Consider the following 22,355-nt stretch of genomic DNA (forward strand, 5'->3'; position numbering starts at 1 on the left):
GGCGTAGAGATGGGATTGAGCCCCGCGGGAGAGTGGAGAGATCGAATCGCAATTTGCCGATCCATTTGAGTTGAAACGGCAGTTTAGCGCTGGCTTCAAAACGCGTCAGCGAGGGATTTTGGGTGTTAGCGGGATCCCTCGCTGATGCTGCGGGTTACCAAAAAACTGTGCCTGACGCGAAAGCGCATCTTCAAAACTGACACGTCACGCTGTGAAACAGCGCTGGCTGACGCAACCGCGCACCGTCAAAAGACGCGTCCAACCGTCATGCAACGCTTGTTCAGCGGGTAAACTAGCAAAACAACGCTTGGTTTCACGCTCCTGATGGCGTAACATTAAGGTGACCGGTATCACACAAGGGGTAGAGTGTACAGTTTGCCCTAGCCCTGCTTCATTGCCTGCCGGCAAGTGAGGTCACTTGCGCACGCAAAATTGTCATCTTCTCTAAAATTGAAAGGCCTCTCATGAATCACGTTGGCTCACCTCCCCGGAATCGTTCCGGTTTTACCCTGGTCGAATTGCTGGTGGTGATTGCCATCATCGGGATTTTGGTGGGACTTCTGTTGCCCGCCGTCCAGGCTGCACGCGAGGCGGCTCGTCGAATGAGCTGCAGTAACAACTTCAAGCAGATTGGCTTGGCGATTCACAACTACCACTCGGCTTTTCAGCAGTTGCCGATCCAGGGTTCTGGCACCTACGGAAATCACTCAACCGTCTGGGCAACTCCCACACCGCTTCACAATCAGGGACAACTGAGCATTTTTGTTGGGTTGTTGCCGTTCATCGAACAGCAGGGTCTGTACGACTCGATCAAGAACGAACAGGTCGGTCGCAATGACGGCCAAGCCATTGCGCCAGGTGGCACACCAGCCGCCCCTTGGCCGGCGATGGGCCCGACTCCATTGACCGACCAGTACAAACCGTGGCTGACCGAGATCCCAGGTTTCCGCTGCCCCAGCGATGGCACCACGGGCCCTCCACAACTGGGCCGCACAAATTACGCCGCCGCGATGGGTGACAGCGCTGTTGCCGCAGGTCGTAACGGTTACGTCACGACGACCCTGATCCCCATTTCAAACGCAAGTACACCCAGCCCGAAAGCGGTTAAAGCGAGCGATCGCGGTTTCTTTTTCCCACGAAAGGAAGGCAAGTTCAAAGACATCTACGATGGTCTTTCAAACACGATCGCTGCGGGTGAAATCGTGACCGACTTGGGTGACCAAGATTTCCGCACATCACTGGCTGGTGGCAACGGAGAAACCGACGGAATGATCTATCCTCCGACCGGCACCGCGAGCGGTCAAGCCAATTTCTGTAAACAGTTCATCTCGCCCACCGACCCGACGTTCTGGTCCGACGGCACCGATGGCGGAACTCCCCCACCGGTCATTTACGAAGATGAATATTCCCGTGGGGGTGCTTGGGCGAGCATGTTGTACATGCACACCTGCGTGAACATGATCCTGCCCCCGAACCGCGAAACGTGCGGAGTTGAAAACCCCTTCAACGCCGCAACCGTTCCCCCTAGCAGTCGTCACCAGGGCGGAGCCCATGTGTTGCTGGGCGACGGAGCCGTCGTGTTCATGACCGATTCGATCGAAGCCGGCGATTCCAACAGCGGACCGGTTGCATTCGATGGCGTCGGTGCTTTCAAACCCGGTCGTAAGAGTCCCTATGGGCTGTGGGGAGCACTTGGAACACGCGCCTCCAAAGAAGTGATCGACGAAAGTTTCCAGTGATTCGTCTCGAAGACGACAAACCCTAAATCCACGACGGCTCGTTTCGCTCCCGCCTGCGAAACGAGCCGTTTTTGGTTTCCAACGGAGCCCCCGACGAACGTCCGATGAGTGATTTGTATATCAACGCACGGTTGACCATTCCCAGTTCAGAACTCGGGATCACGGCGGCACGCAGCAGTGGGCCGGGTGGCCAAAACGTTAACAAAGTCAACTCCAAGATCACGCTGCGATGGTCTCCGCGAAAGTGCACTCTGATCGATCCGGCCTGGCGAGCCCGGTTTCTCTCACGCAACGCCAATCGCATCAATCGAGAGGGCGAACTGGTGTTGCACAGCGAACGCTATCGCGATCAGCCACGCAATTTGGCTGATGCCAGGCAACGCTTGGTCGAACTGCTGTTGGATTGCCGCGAGCCGGCGAAACAGCGCAAGAAAACCCGCCCGACGCTGGGCAGCAAACGCCGCCACAAAGAAGCCAAAACACAGAAGAGCCAAAAGAAACAAAACCGCAGCATGCGGTTTGATGGTTGATTCTGGGTGAACATGAAAACGTTTTCCCCCGGCGGGATTCCGCGCCGGCTGCGATTCTCACGGCTGGGGTGGCAACAGCAATCGGAATCGGCATCCACTGCCGGTGGGTGGATCTAGGATCTGGATTTCGCCGCCGTGCTCTTTCAGAATCTTGGCACTCACGGGCAGTCCCAACCCGGTCCCGCGAGCGCCTTTCTTGGACTCAAACAGCGAAAAAATCTTTTGGCGGTCTTCGGGTGACACCCCGGGGCCGTTGTCGATTACGTCGATAAACCAGCCGAGTTCGGGTTGATAGCCAGTCTGGATTTCGACTTTCCCCACAGCTGCCGCGTCATTGTCATCGTCGGTCGAAGCTGCTCGCTCTCCATGGACGGCATCGATCGCATTGGTCACCAAATTCAAGATGGCTTGGTGCAACGCATCCGGATCAAACTGTGCGGCTGGCAAGTCGTCTGCGGGATGGAACTCCAACTGCACCTCCGACTCCGCCGCCCGCGACACCATCAGCTCGACAACGTCGGCGGTGGTTTCGTTCAGATCGCCTTGCACGCGTTGCGGCTCGCGTTCTTTGGAGAACGTCAGCATGTCCATCACCAAGTTGGAGATGCGTTCTTGGTTGCGGTCGACCATCCCCCAGCCACGGCGCACCGCATCGGTGTCATCCCGTTTCAAGCCGGCTTCGATCAAGTAACTGCCACCGCGAATTCCCTGCAAGATATTTTTGACGTGATGCGAAAGCGTGGCGATGGTTTGCCCCATCGCAGCCAGTCGTTCGCTTTGCAGAACCGCGCTGTAATAGAACGTGTCTTCGATTGCCAAAGCCGCTTGGTGGCCGATGGCGGTGATCAACCGCAAATGTTCGTCGCTGAATCGGTGCGTCATCCCGGTTTTGACAATTTGACCGGGTGACGTGTAGGTGTCGATATACAGCGCCCCGACAATGTCGTATCGACCTTGTAGCGGAACACACAACGCCTCGCGTACGCCGCCTTGTACGATGGATGCCGCGGCATCAAACCGGGCATCGTCAGTGGCATCGCTGGTGCGCACTCCCTCGGCTCGCTCCAGCACATAGTCCAGGATCGTACTGCTGATGCTGATCGGCGATCCCGATTCACGCTGTCCTGATTCGGTTTGGCGATCACACCGCGCCGCGGGACGCAATTGGTTGGTTTCATTATCGCGCAGCATGATGCAACCGCGATCGGCATCGACCCAATCAAACACCAATCGCAGGATTCGATCGAGTAATTCGTCCAGATCATCGGTGCGGCCCACCGCCAGCGCGGTCAGGTACATCACCTCCAGCGATCGGTCGCTATCGGTGATCGTGTGCATCACCGATTCGCTGGAATCCGAGACCGACACCGAGGCATCGCTGGGCTGCGAAAGCGATGTCTCCAACGGCGAGGATGGTTCCGGTTGATCGTGATCCGCGGGATTCCCATAGGAGGACACGGAGTCCAAACGGATGTCACCGGCGCGCGAGGTCGGGCGCACAAAGGATGAAATGATCCGGCTGGCATCCGCGCCGCTAGTTTGGCGAACAATGTCCACGCCATGCGCCGCTTCGATCGCTGTGGGTTGTCCGGTGCCGGTGAAGATCAACAGCGAGGTGCCGATTTCAATGCGATCCCCACTGGCCAGCGGTTGCCGGGAAACCCGCTCGCCATTGACCTGTGTGCCGTTGCTGCTTTTCAAATCAACCAACACACAGTCGCCGCCGGTGATCCGGATTTCCGCATGATTCCGGGATGCCTCGCTGTCGAGCAACTGCAGGTCGTTCAGCGTGTCTCGGCCGATGCGCACGACTGCCCCGCTGAGCACAAAGTGCTTGCCTTGGTCCCGTCCTCGCACAACGTAGAGTGATGCCATGCCACAAAGGATACGCTGGTTCACAACCGGATTAAACCCGGTTCCTGAAATGAGGCCTCGACCGGCCGAGTCGGCTTTTCCCGGGCCGTCATTTTCGCAGTAGAATAGAAGCCCCGACCGCGTCCGATTTGCAATTGATTTTGTGGTGACTTCTGTTGCATCGCTGGCGTTCCAAATGGTGACCTGACAGTTCCCACCCGATTCTCGAGCATTTTCTTCATGGTCCAGCCTCCTCCGATCGAGCCAAGCGTTAGCGATTCCAGCGACGATGATGCCGTGCAAACGGCACAGTTGGTCAAAGCCTGTCAAGCGATCCGTCGCCAGGTCGGGCGGATCGTGGTGGGCCAGGACGAAGTCATTGAACAGTTGCTGATCGCGATCCTATCTCGCGGCCACTGTTTGCTCGAAGGCGTGCCGGGACTGGCCAAGACACTGATGATTCGCACGCTGGCGGATTCGATGCATTTGGATTTCCATCGCATTCAGTTCACGCCCGATTTGATGCCGGGCGACATCACGGGGACCGACATCATCCAAGAGGATCCGGAAACCGGCCGCCGCCAGTTTCTATTCGAGCGTGGCCCGGTGTTCACGCAGATGTTGCTGGCCGATGAAATCAACCGCACGCCGCCCAAGACCCAAGCGGCGTTGTTGGAGGCGATGCAGGAGCACGAAGTCACCGCCGGCGGGAAAACATACAAGTTGAAAGAGCCGTTTTTTGTTTTGGCGACGCAAAACCCCATCGAGCAAGAGGGCACTTATCCGTTGCCCGAAGCCCAGCGGGATCGATTCTTGTTCCATGTGGTCGTCGACTACCCCAGTCGCGAAGAGGAATCTGAAATTGTCGATCGAACCACATCGACATTTGATGCCACAGTCGAGGCAGTGGTCAGCGGCGAACAGATCATTGCGTTTCAGAAAACGGTGCGTCGAGTCCCGCTGCCGCCGCACGTCAAAGAATGGGTGCTCGATGCCGTTCGCTCGGTCCGGCCGCGCGACCCACAAAGCGCTTCGTGGGCAAAAGAATTGATCGAGTGGGGACCGGGGCCTCGGGCCAGCCAGCAACTGGTGCTGGCGTCTAAAGCACGAGCGCTAATGCATGGGCGTCCGCACGTCACGATTGATGACGTGCAAACACTTGCTTTTCCGGTTTTGCGTCACCGTATCGTGCCGACCTTCACCGCCGAAGCCGACGGGATCACGGTCGACGATTTGATCCGGCGATTGATCAAGGACCTGGCACCGAAGAAGACTGCGGCGCTGTAGGGCGTCGTTCGGGCAATCCTTAGCTATCCATCACTTCGGATTCGCGGTTCTTTGCCAGTTCGTTGACTTGTTCCTCGAACTTTTTCGTCAACTCTTGGACTTCGTTCTTCAGCTTGTCACGATCATCTTCGCTGACCGCTTTGTCTTTCTCAAGTTGATCGGCGGTCTTGTTGGCGTCGCGACGAATGTTGCGGATCGAGATCTTGGAATCTTCGGCCAGTTCTTTAATCCGCGAAACCATCTTCTTGCGGACATCGGTCGACAGCGCCGGAACGTTCAACCGGATCACACGTCCGTCATTCTGTGGATTCAATCCCAAATCGCTACCCACGATCGCTTTCTCGATGTCTTTGATCGTTGCGGCATCGTAAGGCCGAATCAAGATTTGCTGGGGTTCGGGCGTGCCGATCGACGCCAATTGCTTCAAAGGTGATGTCGAACCATAGGCTTCGACTTTCAGTGAATCGACCAAGCCCGGGGTTGCGCGTCCGGTGCGAATTCCAGAAAGTTGCGTACCCAATACGCTGATCGCTTTTTCCATGCGTTCTTCGGCGTCCATCAAGGTTTCTTCTACGGACATGCTGAGCATCCTTGGGTTAGGGGAGTAACGATGACTATGTGAGTGTAGCTAGTTTTGAAGGCTTGCGCGTGTGTTGCGCTGTCGCGGTTGCACGGGCACGGTCGTACCGGCGCGGTTGCACGCGCCAGCCAAATCAAGTCCATCCGATCGCTTCCGTTCCGCAGGCGGGAGCAGGGGGCGAAAAATTGGATCGCTTGCTATTTTTCGGCACCAATCCAGGTCCCGACGCTTTGCCCGTTGACCGCCTGGACGATGCTGCCTTCCTTTTTGAAATTAAACACCAGGATCGGCGTGTTGTGTTCTTGGCACAGCGCGATTGCGGTGGCATCCATCACCCGCAATTGTTTTTCGGTGACATCGCGATAGGTCAAGCGGTCGTACAGCACCGCGTGAGGGTTTTTTTCTGGGTCGTCACTATAAACGCCATCGACCCGTGTCGCTTTGAGAACCACATCGGCATCGATTTCCAGTGCCCGCTGTGCCGCGGCGGTGTCGGTGGTGACGAACGGGTTGCCGATTCCGGCGGCCAAGATAATGACACGCCCCTTGCTCAAATGGTGTAGCGCGCGGCGGCGAATAAAGTTCTCGGCGATCTTGTCCATCGGCACCGCCGACATCACCCGCGTGCGCAAGCCAAACGTTTCCAAGGCGTCTTGCATGGCCAATGAATTGATCACCGTTGCCAACATGCCCATGTAGTGCGCGGTGGCTTCTTGGACCAATGCGTTGCTGCCGGAAAACTGCGCTCCTCGCAAGATGTTTCCGCCACCGACGACGATTGCAATCTCGCAGCCGCTGCTGTGTGCTTGGTGGATCTGTCGCGCGATGTCCGACATTTCCTTGCTGCTGATGCCGCGACCACCGGAATCGGCCAAGCTTTCGCCGCTCAGTTTAAGGACGACCCGTTTAAAACGGAGATCTGGATTCGGTGTGGCGTCTGGCATAGTGGATCGGTCCTAGTTGGTTGCGCGGTGGTTGTTTTAATGATACGAAAAAACCTCGTTGCTCCCGAGAGGGGACAACGAGGTTTCTGAGATTGTCGGTGGTGTCGCTAAGCAATCACGACGATGCGGCGCCGACGGCGACACGTTTGAACGCAACGACTTCGGCATCCGGGCTGAACTGCTTAATCGCGGCTTCCACGGTTTGTGTGTCGTCCAGAGCGTAGAACTGGCTGAGCAAGCAGCGTTCTTGATCTAGCAATGTGTTGTCGGCGATGAATCGCTCGATCTTGCCCGGCAAGATTCGGTCCCAGATCTTTTCCGGTTTGCCTTCGGCTTCCAGTTCCGCTTTGATCTCGGCCTCGGCCTTGGCCATGACTTCCGGCGTCAACTGTGAACGGCTGGCGAATTGTGGCACGGTCTTTTCTGGTTTGCCCAATCGAACACGGTCTTCGTTTTCGATCTTGATCTGGCTTTGCAGCGACTCGGTTTCTTTGATCACCAATTCGGCATCAAATTCATCGGGCGTCAAAATCGACGGTCGCATGGCGGCGATGTGCATGGCCAAACCGCGGAAAAACTGCGGCGCGTCGGCGTCTTTGCCACCGTGCACGTAGGACACCAGCACGCCGATTTTGCTTCCGGCGTGAATGTACGATGCCAGATTGGCGCCTTCGACGGTTTGAAAGTCGGCGACTTCGATCTTTTCACCGATCGTACCGGTTCGTTCGACCAATTTTTCGCCAACGGTCGTGCCGTCATAGGCCAATGCGGCAACTTCTTCTTTGGTCTTGGCGCCCTGCTCAAGTGCCAGTTTTGCCAAATCGTCAGCCAGTGCCAGGAAGTCTTCGTTTTTGGCAACGAAGTCTGTTTCGCAGCTGAGGGCCAACAGCACGCCGCGGCCGCCATCGATTTGTGCCGCTACGACACCTTCGTTGGCTTCACGATCGGCACGCTTGGCCGCAACTTTTTGGCCTTTCTTGCGCAGGTAATCCAAGGCGCCTTCAATGTCACCGCCCGATTCTTCGAGCGCTTTTTTACAGTCCATCATGCCGGCGCCGGTGGACTTGCGTAGCTCACTTACGTCTTTGGCTGAGATCGCCATCATTTACTCCAGCTAGTCTAAAATCGACTGATTCAGTCGCAGTCGTTGAATATCTTGCGTGTGGGGAAGGGTACGTTTGTCTGGTTGATGCACTAGGCATCAGGAGCCGCTTCCTGCGCCGCAGGTTCAGCTGCGGCTTCCTCGGCCGGGGCCGCTGCTTTGGCCGGCGCTGCTTCCGGTGCTGCAACCTCGTTTTGACCCTTGCCGCTGATCACCGCGTCGGCGAGTTGCTTGAGGATCAATTCGATGCTGCGGATGCCGTCATCGTTGCCGGGGATCGGCAGATCGATCAGGGAGGGATCGCTGTCGGTGTCGATCAAACCAACCGTGGTGATGCCCAATCGCTTGGCTTCGCGAACGGCATTGCGCTCTTTGCCGGGGTCGACGATGAACAAGCACTCGGGCAAGCGGTTCATCGATCGCAAACCGTTCAGGTTGCGGTACATCTTGCGATACTCACGATTCAAAGCCGACTGCATTTTCTTGCTGTAGGCGTTGATGGCGTCGCCACCACGAATCGATTCCAGTTCTTCCAGACGGGTCAGGCGACTGCGAATGGTACGGAAGTTGGTCAACGTACCACCCAACCAACGCTCGCTGACAAATGGCATGCCACAACGCAACGCTTGTTCCTCGATCGCTTCACCAGCCTGACGCTTGGTGCCGACGAACAAGATCAGCGAGCCGCCGGAAGCGACTTGACCGAGGTATTTGCGGGCACGCAACATGCCACGCAGTGTTTCACGGATATCCAGAATGTGGATCTGGTTTTTCTTGCCGAAGATGTAAGGCTCCATCTTCGGGTTCCACAAACTCGTGCGGTGGCCAAAGTGGACACCGGCTTCAATCATTTCTTGGACGATTGGATTAGACATCGAGACAGAATCTCCTGAGTCATTGTCAACGTGGGCATCACGAAACGGCAAAATCTCCGTTCCCAGGGTCAAGCGGCCGGCTCTGTGTTGCCAAAAGCAACGTTGCCGAAGCACCGCCCCCGCCGTCAGCGGGTCCCTTCATCCCGTAAGCGTGGACAAAAAAGGGGGTGAAAGAGCAGAAAACGAAATGTGTTCCGCAAGGTCGCAAAGCGTAGCGAAACCGGGGTGTGGTCACAAGTTCCAAGTTTTCCATCGGCCGGGTTTCTTTTGCCTCTGGAGCAAACTGCGACGGATTCTGGCTCCGTCTGCTTGGGGGATAGGTCGCAACGGTCCCTACTGTGATAATCGAAGCCGGCAGCAGTGGGCCAATCAAGGTTCGCTGGCTGCTCGCGTTATTTGCGGTTTATTGATTGCGAATCTTCTTTCCCCCCGCGCTGCCGAACATGCCCACCTCGATCTTTCTGAAACGCTGCCAGGAACTGGCGGCTCAGCTTTCGCCGCCGCCGGTCGATCAAGGGGAACCCGCTCCGGAAAGTTCGGAATCAGAGTCGCTGATTGGTTTTTTCCAATTGTTTCGCCCCCGCGGTGACCATTTGGGCGATCTTTTGGAAACGCTGCCGGCGGGTGATCAATTGGCGGACCGCATGCAATTGGTGTTTGATGTCGCCGGCGATGACCGGCGCCCCCAGGGTGGACGGGACGCATTCTTCATCGTTCGCCAACCCGCCCCGCTGCCGGTCGAACAGGCCGAGCATCACGCGCTGTCCTGGATCGACGGCCTGCGGCAAATCGCCCTGGCGGTCGGCGACCAGGAAATGGTGGATGGACTGGATCAACCGCCGAAAATCCGAGTTCTCGAAGGCATTCCCCCGAAACATCCGAAACAGCCCGAAGAACAGAGTCCGCTTTTGAAACTAATTCAAAATCGCGGCGCCGAATTGACCGCCGAGATTTCGAATGTCGATCCCCATGCCGCACTGCTTCGGCCGGCGTATTACTTCGTCGCCTGTGACACGATGCTACGCGACTATTTGATGTGGCCGCTCTACGCCGTCAGCACTGGATTGGCAGACCCGCTGCGAGGTTACTTTCAATTGTGGGCTCACGGCGTGAAGTACCGTGTTTTCCGCAATGACCAAATCGACCTGTATCTGCCACGTCTGAATTAGGGTTCAGTTGCTCTCGGGATAGCCCTGCCACATCCAAACCAGGGTGTCGGCAAGCGTGTGCTGGAACACTTTGCCATCGCAGTGACGGGTGTCACGACTGAAAACAAAACGATAGTCGTAGCCTTTGGCCTGAAGCGCAGCGGCGGTGCGTCGGTTGGCCATCACCCAGTTGTGATAGGTGCTTTCGGGGTCGTTGGCTCGATTGTCGTTTTCAGAAACATGGGTGAAAATTCGCAGCGGCTTCTTGTCGCTATTCTCGATCAGCTTCATCCCCGAATGGTATTCCCAGGCGCCCAAGGGATAGTCGGCTTCTTCGGGCGCATCATCGTCTTGTTGATCGACAAAGGTTCCCGAATAAGTGATCAGCCGACGGAATAAATCAGGGCGGAACCAACCCATTGTCAGCGCCGCTGCGCCACCGGAACTGCACCCCATCGCGGCGCGTCCCCAGGGGTTATCGGTGAAGGCGATGTTGGGATAGGCCGCTTTGATTTCGGGACGATTCAATACCGCCGGTAATACTTCGTCATTGATAAATCGGGCCAGTCGATCCGACATCGTGTCATACTCCAATCCCCGCTCACTGCCTTTGCCGTCATCGCCACCGTTTTGAACCGCGATCGTGATGAATGCCGGCAGACGACGTTCGGGGTCCTTGGAAATGCTTAGGTTGTCGACTGCGTTGCGAACCAGGTCTAACCGGCTCGGCCCGTCGTGCGTGACCAAAATCGGTGCCGCTGTGCCGTCTTGGTAGGCCGCCGGGATATACACCGAGATCTTGCGCTGCGTGCGAACCTTTTTACGCGGGCTGAGTGTGGAATCATCACCGCGAAAGATCTTGCTCTCGGCCAGTGGCATCGTGAACTCAAACAGTTTCCCCTTCGGATTCCCTTGGTCGGTCAAATCAGGATCGATCGGGTAGTCCGGTCCGACTGTGAAATCGCCATTCCCGTTGGCAGAATGGGTTTCGGTCGCGGTGTTTTGCGCTAGCGGATCGGCGGCGCAGAGCGGTTTCATGGCGGTGCCAAGCGAGAGCAGGCCGACTGCGCACGCGATTTGGATCAATCGACAGAACAGGTTGCAAATCATAGCGGTGGTTGGGGCGAGTGCAGGGAGAAAGGGGAGAATCGTTGCACGACAATTTAAAGGATGCCGTCGTGATAAACTACACAGCGGTCACATTTCGATTCTCACATGGTTTTCCAATGAATGCGTCAAAGTCTCTGTGCGTGGTGATTGTGTTGCTGTTGTGGGGCGGAGTGGCGACTGCCGACGAAACGTTAAAAGTCATCTCCCACAACGTCTGGTACGGATTCACCAAAAAATCGCAGCCGCGACACAGCAATTGGCTTGAGTGGATGAACACTCAACAACCCGATGTGGTGTCGCTGCAAGAACTTAATGGCTACACCCCGGAATCACTTGCCAGTGACGCGGCGGTTTGGGGGCATCAACATGTTGAACTATTGAAGGAATCGGGTTTCTCGACAGGAATCACATCCCGTTATCCGATCACCGACGTGCGCCGCATTCAAGACGGAATGCACCATGGTTTGTTGCGTTGTCGCATCCGTGGCATCTGGTTCTACGTCATTCATTTTCATCCCTCCAACTACGCCCGGCGGATCGACGAAGCCGGCCTGTTGCAGGCCGATGTGGCCACGCTGCCAGAATCCGATCCGAAGATCCTATTGGCCGGCGACTTCAATGGTTTTTCTCCGTTGGATCGCCAGCATTACCAGTCCGACGAGCAACTGGTCCCGTTTTTTGAAATGCTTGACCAGCGTGACGCTGGTGCCAAGAACCTGAACGCCGGGCAGTTGGACTATGGCGGGTTGCAGGCGATCGCAGATCAAGGTTATGTCGATTTAGTCGACCGCTTTCGAACGCCGGAGCAACCGTTTGTCGGCACCTTTCCGACCCCACTGGTCAGTGACCAAAACCATGGAACCGACCGACGACTGGATTACCTGTTCGCCAGTCCCAATTTGGTTGACGAGGTGGTGTCGGCGGAAATCCTAAAAGATCAAACGACGTTGATGTTGTCTGACCATCTGCCGATCACTGCCACCCTGCGTGTGAAGTCCGATGCCACCGCATCGGACTCGGTGGCGGTGTTTCGCGGCCCACCGGAACTGTTGCAAGAACAAGGGGCCGGCGAAGGACCTGCCTGGCATCCGCGGTTGGGTTTATTGACCAGTGGCGATGGCAATATCAATCGCCGCAGCAAATCGGGTGAGACGTCTGTCTTTCGCGCCGGTGCCGGTTCAAACGGGTTGATGTTTGATCGTAGCGGTCGACTGGTGGTTTGCGAAAACGTTCGACGACGGATCACGCGGATCGAAGTCGATGGATCAGTCGCTGTCCTGGTCGACCAATTCGATGGCAAAAAATTCAACCAACCCAACGATCTGACCCTCGATTCACACAACCGGATTTACTTTACGGACCCCTGCTATGGTGATCGCAGCGGGATGGAATTGATCGATGCCGACGGTCAGCCGATCGAAGGGGTCTATCGGATTGATCCGGATGGAACGGTTAGCCGAATCATTACGCATCAGGTGGATCGGCCCAACGGATTGGTGGTCACCGCCGACGACCAATATTTGTTCGTCGCTGACAACAATAACTCTGCCGGCGGAGCTCGAAAACTGTGGCGTTTCCGTTTGTTGGACGACGGTACGGTCGATTTCGAAAGCCAACGATTGATGCATGACTGGAAAACCACCCGGGGTCCCGATGGGATGAAACTCGATGCGTCTGGCCGCTTGTACGTCGCAGCCGGATTGAATCATCCCAATCCGCCGAACGAAACAGCCGACAAACCCACAGCTGGGATCTATGTTTTTGATGTCGACGGTCAGCTGTTGGATTTTGTTGCCATTGGACGTGACGAAACCACTAACTGTGCCTTTGGCGGCGACGATCTGCGGACGTTGTACGTCACCGCCGGTGGCACGCTTTGGCAGATCCCCACCTCCGAGCCTGGCAATCCAGTTTGGCCCGTTGTCAGCACCCAAAACTAACGTTGCGACTGAACACCGACGTCGCTTCTACAATTCACTCACCTTGGAATTTGATCGTGTTGTATCGCGCCCTCGCAGCCTGTGTTGTCACCGTTTGCCTGTGCTGTCAATTCGCACCGGGCGCAAGTCCCGTTGGCCGCTGGGGTGGCAGTTGGAGCAGTCAATCGACGGGCCATCAAGGTGCTCTGCGAGCTCGCATCCGCCAGGTCGATTCGAATACCTATCGCGCGCTGTTTGCCGGACGCTTTGCCAAAGTCATCCCGTTCGTCTATCCCGCTAAATTGCAGCGGGTTCCCGGGACCTGCAACACCTATCAGTCATCGACACGTTTGCCGCTGATGGGCGAATACCGGATGACCGCAACGGTCAGTGAACATCATTTTCACGCCACCTTTCAAGGCCGCAAAGATCGCGGCGTGTTCGAAATGTCGCGTTAGCATCTCACCCGCAGGATGCTGATCTCATGCGTCTTCGGCCAATAGCTCATTCACGACGCCCTCGATGACTTTGTCTTCGGTGGCACCTTTCCAATTCATTTCGCCTTGCCACCAGTGGCGGATGTAGCCGTTCTTGTCGACCACATACACCGTCGGCCACATCGTGTTTCCCCAAGCCTTCCAATTCTCGGATTGCAGATCAACCACGATTGGAAATTCGAATTCTCGCTCTTGGGCGGCCGATTTGACAGCGTCAATATCGCGCTCACGCGGGGTCTCCGGTGTTTGAATGCCGATCACCACCACGCCCTTGTCAGTTAACTCCCGGTGCCAACGTCGGTAGATTTCAAAGTTTGCATGACAATTGTGACATTGAAAGGCATAGAAGTGCACCAAGACCACTTTGCCGCGCAGTTGTTTCATTTGCAGCGGCGATGAATTGATCCAGTGCTCGACATCCACAAACTCCGGAGCCATCGGATAGATTCGTTTCAGTTTGGTCGTGTCGAACCGTTCGCCCAACAGCGCACTGAGTTTCTGGCGCTGTGCCGGCTGGACAAACTTTGTCAAACCCTCCCGTTCGGCTGCGATCACCTGCTTGGCCTGGTCCTTTAGATCCGCGATCGCTGGATCGCCATACTCGGTACGGCTCATTTTTTTCTCAACGGCTTGCACGTCGCGTGCAAGTTTTGCCAGCGATGCTTGCTGATCCGGCTGGAGCCCAATTTTTTTCGCAACATCGGGACGCAACAAGATTCGGCCCGCTTGAGAATAGTATTCCAGTTGTTGAAGCCGTTGTTGCTGTGCCGGTTTGGTGTTGGCGGCAAACCACTGCCAAATCCGACTTTCAAGTTCGTTCAGGACCGGTGTTTGCTGGTCCATCGGTAGAATCCGAGACGAAAACCAACGGCTGTCGATCTCCGCGAAAACGCCCTCCAAATCAGTGACCTGCGATTCGGTCAAGTCCAGCTCTTGGTGAACCAGCGGGTCATGGACCAAACGCAACAGATTGCGCGGGATCAAATCTTGATACTGTCCAAAATCGACCGTCGAATCTGCAGCTGCCGGATGGATCGTGAAAACCAACAGCAGTAAACAAAGCAATGGTGTCTTCATTGTGTGGGCCTGTCGCAACGAGTTTCGATGGGAGACATCCCGCCCGGGATGCTCTGGGCCGGTCGTCATCCGCGTTGTCGGTTCGCAACAGAGACAATCCCAGTCAATTTGTTGTTAATGGTCAAACACACGCCCGATCCGCCTGGGATTCGGAATCATTCTTGCCAACACATCGCGGCAACGTGGATCGTCACGTTCATTTGGAAATCAAGTACAGATCAGATTTGCTGCGGAGAATCATTTGGTCATCGACCACCGCCGGCGACGCCATGAACCCATCGCCGAGCTGTGTCTTGGCCAATTCATCGTAGCTGTCGCCAGGCCGGAGCGTCAAAATCTCGCCTTCGATGCTGAACATGTAAATCCGTCCGGCGGCGTAGATCGGTGATGCAGCAAAGGATCCGCCGGCGCGTTTTTGCCAAACCACGTCACCGGTTTTCGGATCTCGCGCGGAAATCACGCCGTCGTCACTGTTCATGTACATCAATCCGTCAACCATCAGCGGGGACGATTTTTTGGCCACGCTCTTGCGTCCCGACCACTCGATGCCCGATCCGGTCAAATCTCCTTTACCGCCCAACCGCACGGCGACCATGGATCCCATGCCGTTGGTCAGAAACACCAGCCCGTCGTCGATCAACGGTCTCGCCGACGCGTTCATTCCGCCGTGATACACGATCCACAACCGTTCACCGGTGGCCGGATCAAATGCTTCGGTCGCCACCGCGCTGGGATAGATCAATTGTGGTTGGCCGTCGACGTCGACCACATGCCCGGTGCAGTAGGCCTTCATTTGGTCGCCGTTGTCCGTTCCGTAATCAATTTGACGCGACTGTTTCCAAATCGTTTTGCCGGTCTCGCTATCGAACGCCACCACGTACTGCACGTCGAACCCGTCATAGGCAACAATCAATTTGCCATCGTACAAAATCGGTGACGACGCTGGCCCACGGTGGTGATCACATTCCAAATCCTGACGCTGCCATATCACATCGGCACTGCGGGTGTCCAAGCAGGCGGTCAAATAGCTGCCGAAATGAACATACACGTGTCCTGATTCGATCACTGGCGTGGGCGTTGCGTAGCTGTTCATCGCATGGCAGAACGCCGGCGATTCGTTTGTCACCAAGACCTTGTCGTGGACAATGTCCCCGCTGGCTCGGTCCACACAGATCACCGACATTTCCTTGCCGTCTTCGGTCGCCGTGGTCAGCCAAATCTGGTCGCCCCAGACCACCGGCGATGACCAGCCCTTGCCGTGAATCGCGGTTTTCCATTTCACCACCGACTGATCGATACTGATTGGCAAATCCGCATCGGCGGCATGGCCGTCACCCTGGGGGCCACGAAATTCTGGCCATTGATCGGGATGTTGTACGGGCTGCTGCTCAGCGGCTGAGAGAACCGAACTGACAGCTATCAACAACATTGCGATTGCGTTTCGCATAAACAAATTGCCCAACGGTGGTGTATCGGAAACTGCTTTGACGGATCACCTGGGGCCGCCAAACAGGGTTGGATTTTCAACGCTTTAACATCCATTGTATCTGACAATCCTACAATGGATCGTCCCCCCGCTCGCGTCAATCGCGAGACCTGCTGTTTCGATGCCTTTGGACTGTTCTCATGAGACACACGATTTTGTCACTCGCACTGATCCTGATCCACTTGCATGGCCCCGGTTTGGCCCAGGAAATTCAGCCGCTCGCGGCACCGCTGCGGCTGCCACCGCGGCAACCGGTTGATCTGGCGCAAGGGTCGGCGGGCGTCGTAGCCAGTGCCTCGCCATTGGCGTCAGCGATTGGCTGTGACTGTTTGGCCGACGGGGGGAATGCGGTCGATGCCGCCATCGCGGTGGGTTTTGCGCTGGCTGTGACTTGGCCGGAAGCCGGAAACTTGGGGGGCGGAGGATTCATGCTGGTCGCACCTGCCGGTTCCGAAGAACCATCGGCCGATCGAATCGTCCGCTGTATCGACTATCGCGAGACAGCGCCGTCGGCTGCCACGGAAGACAGTTTCGTCAACTGGACCGACAGACGTCACCCGCGAATGGCCGGCACACCGGGAACCGTGCGCGGATTTGAATCGGCACACCGCCGCTACGGTTCGATGCCTTGGAAACGGTTGATCGAACCGTCGATCCGATTGGCCCGCGAAGGCTTTTTGGTCGACCGCTATTTGGCCTATTCGCTGAACTCGGTGCTCAGTGACCCATTGATTCGAGACCACGATCGGTACGCAGAATTTCGCCGCGTCTACCAACATCCCAGCCACTCGCTGTGGCGGCCCGGTGACCGACTGCTGCAACCGGATCTGGCCAAGACACTCGAAACGATTGCCGAAAACGGCGCCGATGGCTTCTACACCGGCCGTGTGGCCGACGCGATCGATCGTCAAATGCGCAGCGACGATGGACTGATCTCACGACAAGACTTACATGACTATCAACCTGTCGTACGCACAGCGATTGAGCGTTCGGTCCTGGGGTATCAAGTCTTCGGCGCACCGCCACCAAGCTCCGGCGGACTGACCGTGGGATTGCAGCTGAAGATGATCGAGTCACTTGGTTTGCAACCTCAGGCTGACGTGCCCTGGACGGTCGACCACTTGCATCTAATGTCCGAGGTCATGCGACGCGCTTTTCGTCAACGCGCTGCGTTCTTGGGCGACCCCGATTTTTCGACGCTACAACTGGACGGGTTCAGCGATCAAGCCGCCGCCAGACTTGCCGCTGAAATTGACCATCGGCATGCCACACCCAGCGGCGAACTGGCCGGCGACATCGCACTGACCGATGGTCCCTACGAGAGTGAGCAAACGACGCACTACTCAGTCATCGATGCCACTGGAATGGCCGTCAGTAACACCACCACGTTGGAACAATCGTTTGGCAGCCTGTCTGTGGTCGCTGGATGTGGATTTCTCTTAAATAACGAAATGGGGGATTTCAATTGGCGCCCTGGTTACACCAACACCGAGGGTGCGATCGGTACCTCAGCCAACCTGGTCGCACCGGGCAAACGCATGCTCAGTTCGATGTCGCCGACGATCGTCAAACAAGACGGCAAAGTGCGGTTGATTGTGGGCAGTCCCGGCGGGCGGACGATCATCAATAGTGTCTGCGAGACGATCGTTCAGACGTTGTTGTTTGATCGATCACTCGCCGACGCAGTCGACGCGCCACGGTTTCATCATCAATGGTTTCCCGACGCGATCTATCTGGAAGGCTTCGATCCGCAGGCCTACAGCGGCATGATCGGGCCACTCCAGTCGCGCGGTCATGTCGTGATCCAAACGCCAGGAAGGCGTCAGGGTGCTGTCAACGCCATCGAAGTCGATCTCGATTCCGGCATCGCCACCGCCGTCGCCGATTGGCGCCGCGGTGGCGCCGCGCGAGCGGTGCGATCAAAACCGGTTGCAAATCCAACCGCCAGTCGAGCACGCTGAGAGCCTTTTAAACAAGACCTCGACAGTGGCCTTCTGTGTCAATGCATTGACAGGTGTTAAGCGGGCAAGAGCGTGATGTTTGAAAGTCGCAATGGCGTGGCCGCGAGAAATGCAACAGCATGGGATCTCATTCAGCGCAAAAAACGACCGTGCCGCAAGGCTTCGCAGCCTGCTTGCACGGTCGTCATGTTGCAAGCTTCCCAGAAAGCTCGCTAGACCAGATGAGCTCGGTTCAGATTACTGATTCAAGTCGACGGCTCCGTCGACCGCACTCTCAACGGCTGCATCAGCTCCAGCGGAACCGGCATCCGTGTTTAAGTTCGTGTCGACGTTCGTGTCTGCATTCAGACCGCTGGACGTATCCGAGTTGATCTGAGTGCTTCCGTCCGCATTAATCCGAGCGTCCGACGAACTGCTGGGGATTTCACTGTTTACATCGGTCGATGCTCTCACATTTGCACCCGAAGAGTCGACGGCTGCGTCAGCATCGGACTGAGTGTTGATCCCGGCAGCATCTGTCGAGACATCCGCCGAGGCGTTGGCACCCGTTTGAGTGTCGGTGCTACCCGATGCTTGGTTGGACGTCGCCTGGTTGGACATCTGTTGTTGATTGCTGGCGGCGTTCTGCGATGTGCCGGTTGCATCATTTGTCATCCCCGATTCATCGTAACTACCGTAGCCGGCTGAGTACCGCTGATTAGATGTTTGAGCGTTGTCGAAGTACACGCGACTACCGTTGACACAGATGAATTCTCGGCCGCTGGCATCATGCCGCAACATGTATGATCGACCTTGAGCCATCGGCTGCGCCGCAGCATAGTTCTGCCCACTGTAGGTCTGACCGTTGTAGTTCTGCCCACTGTAGTTCTGGCCGTTGTAGTTCTGGCCGTTGTAGTTCTGGCCGTTGTAGTTCTGGCCGTTGTAGTTCTGGCCGTTGTAGTTCTGGCCGTTGTAGTTCTGGCCGTTGTAGTTCTGGCCGTTGTAGTTCTGGCCGTTTCTTCCGGTATTTGCGTTCACGTTGGCGTTGGCGTTGGCGTTGACATCGGCATTGGTGCCATTGACCGCTGCGTTGCCATTGACTGTCGTGTCAACCTGTCCGGCCGGAGTGTTCAGTCGGGAATTCACACGCGAATCGACTTGGGCGGCTGTGTTGCGGACTCCATCGCGGACCGCATTGGCTCCATTTTGAACGGTTCCCTGCACGGCTCCCGCGGCACGATTGACTGCATTGCCAGCGCGGGAGATCGGATTACCGGGAATGCCTTGAGCCGTGGAGATTCCGCCGGTCAAAAGGACAGCCAAGCAAGGTGAGATGATGAGCGACTTCATTTTAGTTTCCATTTTTGGGGTCGAGGAGGACTTCGGTCGATGCCTGCAGCCGCATGATGTCACGGTACCTGTGGATGGCAGCAGAATCGAACGACACGTTTCAAAGCGGAAGCAATCGCTATGCCAAGTTGCGGAAGTTTCGCCCCAAAAAATGGATCGGTTGGTCAGAAGTGTAGGCCGATTTGGTGCCCGACCATCGCGTTTGACAAACTCATTCGTTGTCGGTGGCTAACAGCGGACCGGTGTGATTGATCCGCACAAATAGGGTCGTGAGGTGCCTGGCCAGGACCGAAATTGGTGCTTGATTGAACAACTTGATCAAAGACATACCAGAAGTGGGCGAAGGCGCGGTTAGATGCACAGCCTTAGATGCACAGCGCGACCAGGACGACGAAGACGAGTGCCATTCCCGCCAGGAACTTTCCAATCGTTCCGAACGTGCGTCCCCAGAATGTGGCATGTCCGATCGTCCAATTTTCTCTCCACCGCCTGCCGTCGGTCCACTCGCCATACATGGCACCGGCCGCCGCACCGAGCCCGCCAAACAGCAGTGCCGCGATCAGCGAACCGATCACCGGCACTGGGATGCCAATCATCGCACCGGCGATCGCTCCGACCATCGAACCGAGGATGGAGTACAACGTCGATCGGCGACTGGCGCCGGCACGTTTGGCCCCGAACGCGCTGGCGATGAATTCAACGATCTCGCCCACCAGCGCGATCAAAAACGTTGCCAGTAGCACTGTGTAATCGATCGCGATCCGCCCCTGCTGCGGCCCGGCCCAGACGTACAGGGCGACCAATGCGACACAGATCCAGTTGCCCGGCAAGGCAATCAAATTGGTCAACCAAGCAAGTAGACAAGAAATAGCCAGCAGTCCGGCGATCAACACCGCGCCCATCGGTTCGGCCCATTGCATCCATTCCATCATTCGTTCCATTCCAGTTGCGGGTTGATTCCCAAATAGTAGGCGATCTCCAACATCAACCGTTCCAACGGACTCATCGCTCGACGCTGTCGCAGCACTTGACGGGCCAGTGAGGGGCGGTCGGTGATTAAATTGTCTACACCACGACTGATCATCAAAGACATCGTGTAGGGATCGTTCAACGTCCAGGCCGAGACGGTTTTACCACGTGAATGAGCCAGTTCGACAAAGGCTGGCGTTGCCAACGTGTCTTTGACGGCTAAAAAGTCCACCGGGGTTCGTGTCAGATCACCGGCGACCACCGCGGTCAATAAACCCACCGTCCATTGGGGACGCAACTTGCGGATCTTGGCAACCCCCTGAGCCTCCAATGACATCACGACGATCTGGTCCTGCATTTGATTGGCTTCGACAATGTCGACCACCTTTTGCTCCAGGTTTTGAGTGTGACCGTAATACTTCAGTTCGATGTTCACGCGGGCCCGGCCACGGCAAATCTTCAATACCTCGTCCAGCGTCGGCAGACGCTGCTCTTGAAAACTCGGATCAAAGAAGCTGCCGATATCGACCTGGCGAAGTGAATCGGCGGTTGCATTCCAGATTTTGGTTGGGTTGCCACCGACCTTTTTCAAATCGCTGTCGTGGATCACCATCACCACACCGTCAAGTGATTCTTGAACATCGATTTCCACCCAGTCCGTTTCGTCCTCGATCGCTTGATTGATCGCAGCGATTGTGTTTTCAGGCGCCTTGAATGCACCACCGCGGTGCGCTGTGATTTCGACTCGGTCTTCTAGATCGACGCCGCGCAGCAATGTGATCCCCAACAACGCTGACACCATCGGCAGGACAATCACTGCTGATAGGACTCGGCCGCGGGTGAAGTGCTCGGCGATGCCGGACGCTAGCACCGGCCATTGCGGAACGCTGATCCGATCGGCCCCGCGGTCACACACGTACAACCCGGTGAGCGTCGTCGCCAAGGTGACATTGGCAAGAATACTAAGGATCAGATTGGTTCCCGACACCAACAGAATCATCAGACCCATCGCGATGACCAACAGCGACAACGTCGATGACGCATACCAGATCAATGTTTTTGTCACCCAAATCACCAGCAAGGACAGCACGAATCGAACCGCCAGATTAAGTCCACCCCAAGTCACCAGGGCTGTGAAGACGGTTTGACGATGACCACCCACACGCTGGCGACTGGCCGTCAAGGTCTGGTTTGCTGTCAACCCTTCGAACAACACGATGGGTGTGGCATAGACCCATCCGATCAATTGAATGCACAGCGTCACCGCCATCGCTCCCAAGACCAGTCCAATCGCCCCCACGGCTCGCCAAAATACCGGCGGTTTGTCAGTCAGATAAAAGTTGATGTCGTGATCGGTCAACAACCACCAGAAAAGGAACGCGGCGAGGCCCACGAACGGTAGGGCGGTCAGGATACATCGCATCACCACGTGCCCCGCCACCCGTAACAGCGGTGTCGACTTGGACACGACAAAGGCCAGTGCACTGCGCGGCCGCGGAATTTGTCTTTGTTGAACCCCCATGCAAACGGACATCAGCAATGCCAGTTCGATCGCGAACAGACAAACCACCGCCGCTCCGACCACGAACACAGTCAGCCAGCCGAGCGGATGGATCAAAAAGCGAACGATGTCAGTGTCGGCCAGCACGTCACGGCCTGAAACCGCGACGAACAAGCGGAACAAAAGTCCAACAGCGGGGGCAAGAAAGACAAACGCCAGCAGTTTAAACAGGATGTCCGTCACTGCGAGGTAGCCCCAGCCGTCACGCAGATAGCGGGTGATAGTATTGATCATGTTAGCGATGGGTTGGCTGCTCAAAAACGTGACCGCATCCTCGTCCGGTCTGACGGCAATTCTGTAGGGAACGGAAATATTCCGACAGAGCAACGCCAAGAAAAGTAGCCGCAGGTTGGCAAAAGGCCTATAAAGACGGTGATTCGTCGGCTG

At 56.4% G+C, this 22,355-nt stretch carries 18 protein-coding genes; 7 read left to right on the forward strand and 11 right to left on the reverse strand.

Features of this window, described 5'->3' with window-relative positions; translation table 11 throughout:
* Window positions 1-464: 464 nt before the first annotated feature.
* Window positions 465-1,739, forward strand: a complete 1,275-nt coding sequence (locus NHH03_RS10995) for a DUF1559 domain-containing protein (protein ID WP_253156014.1) — start codon at window positions 465-467, stop codon at window positions 1,737-1,739.
* Between the two features lie 104 nt (window positions 1,740-1,843).
* Entirely contained in the window at window positions 1,844-2,269 is a 426-nt protein-coding gene (gene arfB / locus NHH03_RS11000) for an alternative ribosome rescue aminoacyl-tRNA hydrolase ArfB (protein ID WP_253156015.1), read from the forward strand.
* A 57-nt stretch (window positions 2,270-2,326) separates the two neighbouring features.
* On the opposite strand, the gene NHH03_RS11005 is transcribed toward arfB, so the two are convergent.
* Window positions 2,327-4,168 (reverse strand): ATP-binding protein, encoded by a 1,842-nt coding sequence (locus NHH03_RS11005; RefSeq protein WP_253156016.1) that lies wholly within the window; start codon window positions 4,166-4,168, stop codon window positions 2,327-2,329.
* A 195-nt stretch (window positions 4,169-4,363) separates the two neighbouring features.
* Here NHH03_RS11005 and NHH03_RS11010 point away from each other — a divergent pair, with 195 nt between their 5' ends.
* The gene (locus NHH03_RS11010; protein ID WP_253156017.1) at window positions 4,364-5,410 is read left to right on the forward strand and encodes an AAA family ATPase; all 1,047 of its coding nucleotides are present in this window, start codon (window positions 4,364-4,366) and stop codon (window positions 5,408-5,410) included.
* Window positions 5,411-5,429: 19 nt separating this feature from the next.
* Here NHH03_RS11010 and frr read toward each other — a convergent pair whose 3' ends face one another.
* From frr to rpsB, 4 genes are all read right to left on the reverse strand, one after another.
* Complete coding sequence (gene frr / locus NHH03_RS11015; RefSeq protein ID WP_253156018.1) at window positions 5,430-5,990, reverse strand: ribosome recycling factor; 561 nt, start codon at window positions 5,988-5,990, stop codon at window positions 5,430-5,432.
* 197 nt (window positions 5,991-6,187) lie between these two features.
* Window positions 6,188-6,934, reverse strand: coding sequence for a UMP kinase (pyrH, locus tag NHH03_RS11020; RefSeq protein WP_253156019.1), 747 nt, complete (start codon window positions 6,932-6,934; stop codon window positions 6,188-6,190).
* A gap of 115 nt (window positions 6,935-7,049) precedes the next feature.
* Complete coding sequence (gene tsf / locus NHH03_RS11025; protein WP_253156020.1) at window positions 7,050-8,039, reverse strand: translation elongation factor Ts; 990 nt, start codon at window positions 8,037-8,039, stop codon at window positions 7,050-7,052.
* An 89-nt stretch (window positions 8,040-8,128) separates the two neighbouring features.
* On the reverse strand, window positions 8,129-8,911 hold the full coding sequence (gene rpsB / locus NHH03_RS11030; protein ID WP_253156021.1) for a 30S ribosomal protein S2: 783 nt from the start codon (window positions 8,909-8,911) through the stop codon (window positions 8,129-8,131).
* Between the two features lie 443 nt (window positions 8,912-9,354).
* On the opposite strand from rpsB, the gene NHH03_RS11035 reads away from it, so the two are divergent.
* The gene (locus tag NHH03_RS11035) at window positions 9,355-10,080 is read left to right on the forward strand and encodes an apolipoprotein acyltransferase (protein WP_253156022.1); all 726 of its coding nucleotides are present in this window, start codon (window positions 9,355-9,357) and stop codon (window positions 10,078-10,080) included.
* A gap of 3 nt (window positions 10,081-10,083) precedes the next feature.
* On the opposite strand, the gene NHH03_RS11040 is transcribed toward NHH03_RS11035, so the two are convergent.
* Window positions 10,084-11,097: an alpha/beta hydrolase gene (locus tag NHH03_RS11040; RefSeq protein WP_253156023.1), complete on the reverse strand. Its 1,014-nt coding sequence runs from the start codon at window positions 11,095-11,097 to the stop codon at window positions 10,084-10,086.
* A gap of 140 nt (window positions 11,098-11,237) precedes the next feature.
* Between NHH03_RS11040 and NHH03_RS27900 the strand changes: the two genes are divergently transcribed.
* Complete coding sequence (locus tag NHH03_RS27900; protein ID WP_315861447.1) at window positions 11,238-13,109, forward strand: SMP-30/gluconolactonase/LRE family protein; 1,872 nt, start codon at window positions 11,238-11,240, stop codon at window positions 13,107-13,109.
* Window positions 13,110-13,111: 2 nt separating this feature from the next.
* Window positions 13,112-13,546 carry a hypothetical protein gene (locus NHH03_RS11055; RefSeq protein WP_253156024.1) on the forward strand — a complete coding sequence of 145 codons (435 nt, stop codon included), beginning with the start codon at window positions 13,112-13,114 and terminating at the stop codon, window positions 13,544-13,546.
* Between the two features lie 24 nt (window positions 13,547-13,570).
* On the opposite strand, the gene NHH03_RS11060 is transcribed toward NHH03_RS11055, so the two are convergent.
* Both NHH03_RS11060 and NHH03_RS11065 read right to left on the reverse strand, forming a co-directional pair.
* Window positions 13,571-14,662: a redoxin domain-containing protein gene (locus NHH03_RS11060; RefSeq protein WP_253156025.1), complete on the reverse strand. Its 1,092-nt coding sequence runs from the start codon at window positions 14,660-14,662 to the stop codon at window positions 13,571-13,573.
* A gap of 196 nt (window positions 14,663-14,858) precedes the next feature.
* A complete protein-coding gene (locus NHH03_RS11065; RefSeq protein ID WP_253156026.1) occupies window positions 14,859-16,109 on the reverse strand; it encodes an outer membrane protein assembly factor BamB family protein in 1,251 nt (416 codons plus the stop codon).
* Window positions 16,110-16,288: 179 nt separating this feature from the next.
* On the opposite strand from NHH03_RS11065, the gene ggt reads away from it, so the two are divergent.
* Entirely contained in the window at window positions 16,289-18,109 is a 1,821-nt protein-coding gene (gene ggt, locus NHH03_RS11070; protein ID WP_253156027.1) for a gamma-glutamyltransferase, read from the forward strand.
* A 237-nt stretch (window positions 18,110-18,346) separates the two neighbouring features.
* On the opposite strand, the gene NHH03_RS11075 is transcribed toward ggt, so the two are convergent.
* The 3 genes from NHH03_RS11075 to NHH03_RS11085 all read right to left on the reverse strand — a co-directional run bounded on the left by NHH03_RS11075 (window position 18,347) and on the right by NHH03_RS11085 (window position 22,202).
* Window positions 18,347-19,438 carry a hypothetical protein gene (locus NHH03_RS11075; protein ID WP_253156028.1) on the reverse strand — a complete coding sequence of 364 codons (1,092 nt, stop codon included), beginning with the start codon at window positions 19,436-19,438 and terminating at the stop codon, window positions 18,347-18,349.
* A 365-nt stretch (window positions 19,439-19,803) separates the two neighbouring features.
* Window positions 19,804-20,370, reverse strand: coding sequence for a DUF456 domain-containing protein (locus NHH03_RS11080; protein ID WP_253156029.1), 567 nt, complete (start codon window positions 20,368-20,370; stop codon window positions 19,804-19,806).
* A complete protein-coding gene (locus tag NHH03_RS11085) occupies window positions 20,367-22,202 on the reverse strand; it encodes a glycerophosphodiester phosphodiesterase family protein (RefSeq protein ID WP_253156030.1) in 1,836 nt (611 codons plus the stop codon). Before NHH03_RS11085 ends, NHH03_RS11080 begins: the two co-directional genes overlap by 4 nt.
* Window positions 22,203-22,355: the final 153 nt, after the last annotated feature.

This window comes from Stieleria tagensis (genome assembly GCF_024129865.1).
Taxonomy (GTDB): domain Bacteria; phylum Planctomycetota; class Planctomycetia; order Pirellulales; family Pirellulaceae; genus Stieleria; species Stieleria tagensis.

Bases quoted from the DNA above. Each gene is read 5' to 3' on its own strand.
- rpsB (WP_253156021.1), bottom strand. From the start codon at position 8,911: ATGTCTAATCCAATCGTCCAAGAAATGATTGAAGCCGGTGTCCACTTT.
- tsf (WP_253156020.1), bottom strand. From the start codon at position 8,039: ATGATGGCGATCTCAGCCAAAGACGTAAGTGAGCTACGCAAGTCCACC.
- frr (WP_253156018.1), bottom strand. From the start codon at position 5,990: ATGTCCGTAGAAGAAACCTTGATGGACGCCGAAGAACGCATGGAAAAA.
- NHH03_RS11035 (WP_253156022.1), top strand. From the start codon at position 9,355: ATGCCCACCTCGATCTTTCTGAAACGCTGCCAGGAACTGGCGGCTCAG.
- arfB (WP_253156015.1), top strand. From the start codon at position 1,844: ATGAGTGATTTGTATATCAACGCACGGTTGACCATTCCCAGTTCAGAA.
- NHH03_RS11075 (WP_253156028.1), bottom strand. From the start codon at position 19,438: ATGAAGTCGCTCATCATCTCACCTTGCTTGGCTGTCCTTTTGACCGGC.
- NHH03_RS10995 (WP_253156014.1), top strand. From the start codon at position 465: ATGAATCACGTTGGCTCACCTCCCCGGAATCGTTCCGGTTTTACCCTG.
- NHH03_RS11065 (WP_253156026.1), bottom strand. From the start codon at position 16,109: ATGCGAAACGCAATCGCAATGTTGTTGATAGCTGTCAGTTCGGTTCTC.
- NHH03_RS11060 (WP_253156025.1), bottom strand. From the start codon at position 14,662: ATGAAGACACCATTGCTTTGTTTACTGCTGTTGGTTTTCACGATCCAT.
- NHH03_RS11080 (WP_253156029.1), bottom strand. From the start codon at position 20,370: ATGATGGAATGGATGCAATGGGCCGAACCGATGGGCGCGGTGTTGATC.
- ggt (WP_253156027.1), top strand. From the start codon at position 16,289: ATGAGACACACGATTTTGTCACTCGCACTGATCCTGATCCACTTGCAT.
- NHH03_RS11085 (WP_253156030.1), bottom strand. From the start codon at position 22,202: ATGATCAATACTATCACCCGCTATCTGCGTGACGGCTGGGGCTACCTC.
- pyrH (WP_253156019.1), bottom strand. From the start codon at position 6,934: ATGCCAGACGCCACACCGAATCCAGATCTCCGTTTTAAACGGGTCGTC.
- NHH03_RS11040 (WP_253156023.1), bottom strand. From the start codon at position 11,097: ATGAAACCGCTCTGCGCCGCCGATCCGCTAGCGCAAAACACCGCGACC.
- NHH03_RS11010 (WP_253156017.1), top strand. From the start codon at position 4,364: ATGGTCCAGCCTCCTCCGATCGAGCCAAGCGTTAGCGATTCCAGCGAC.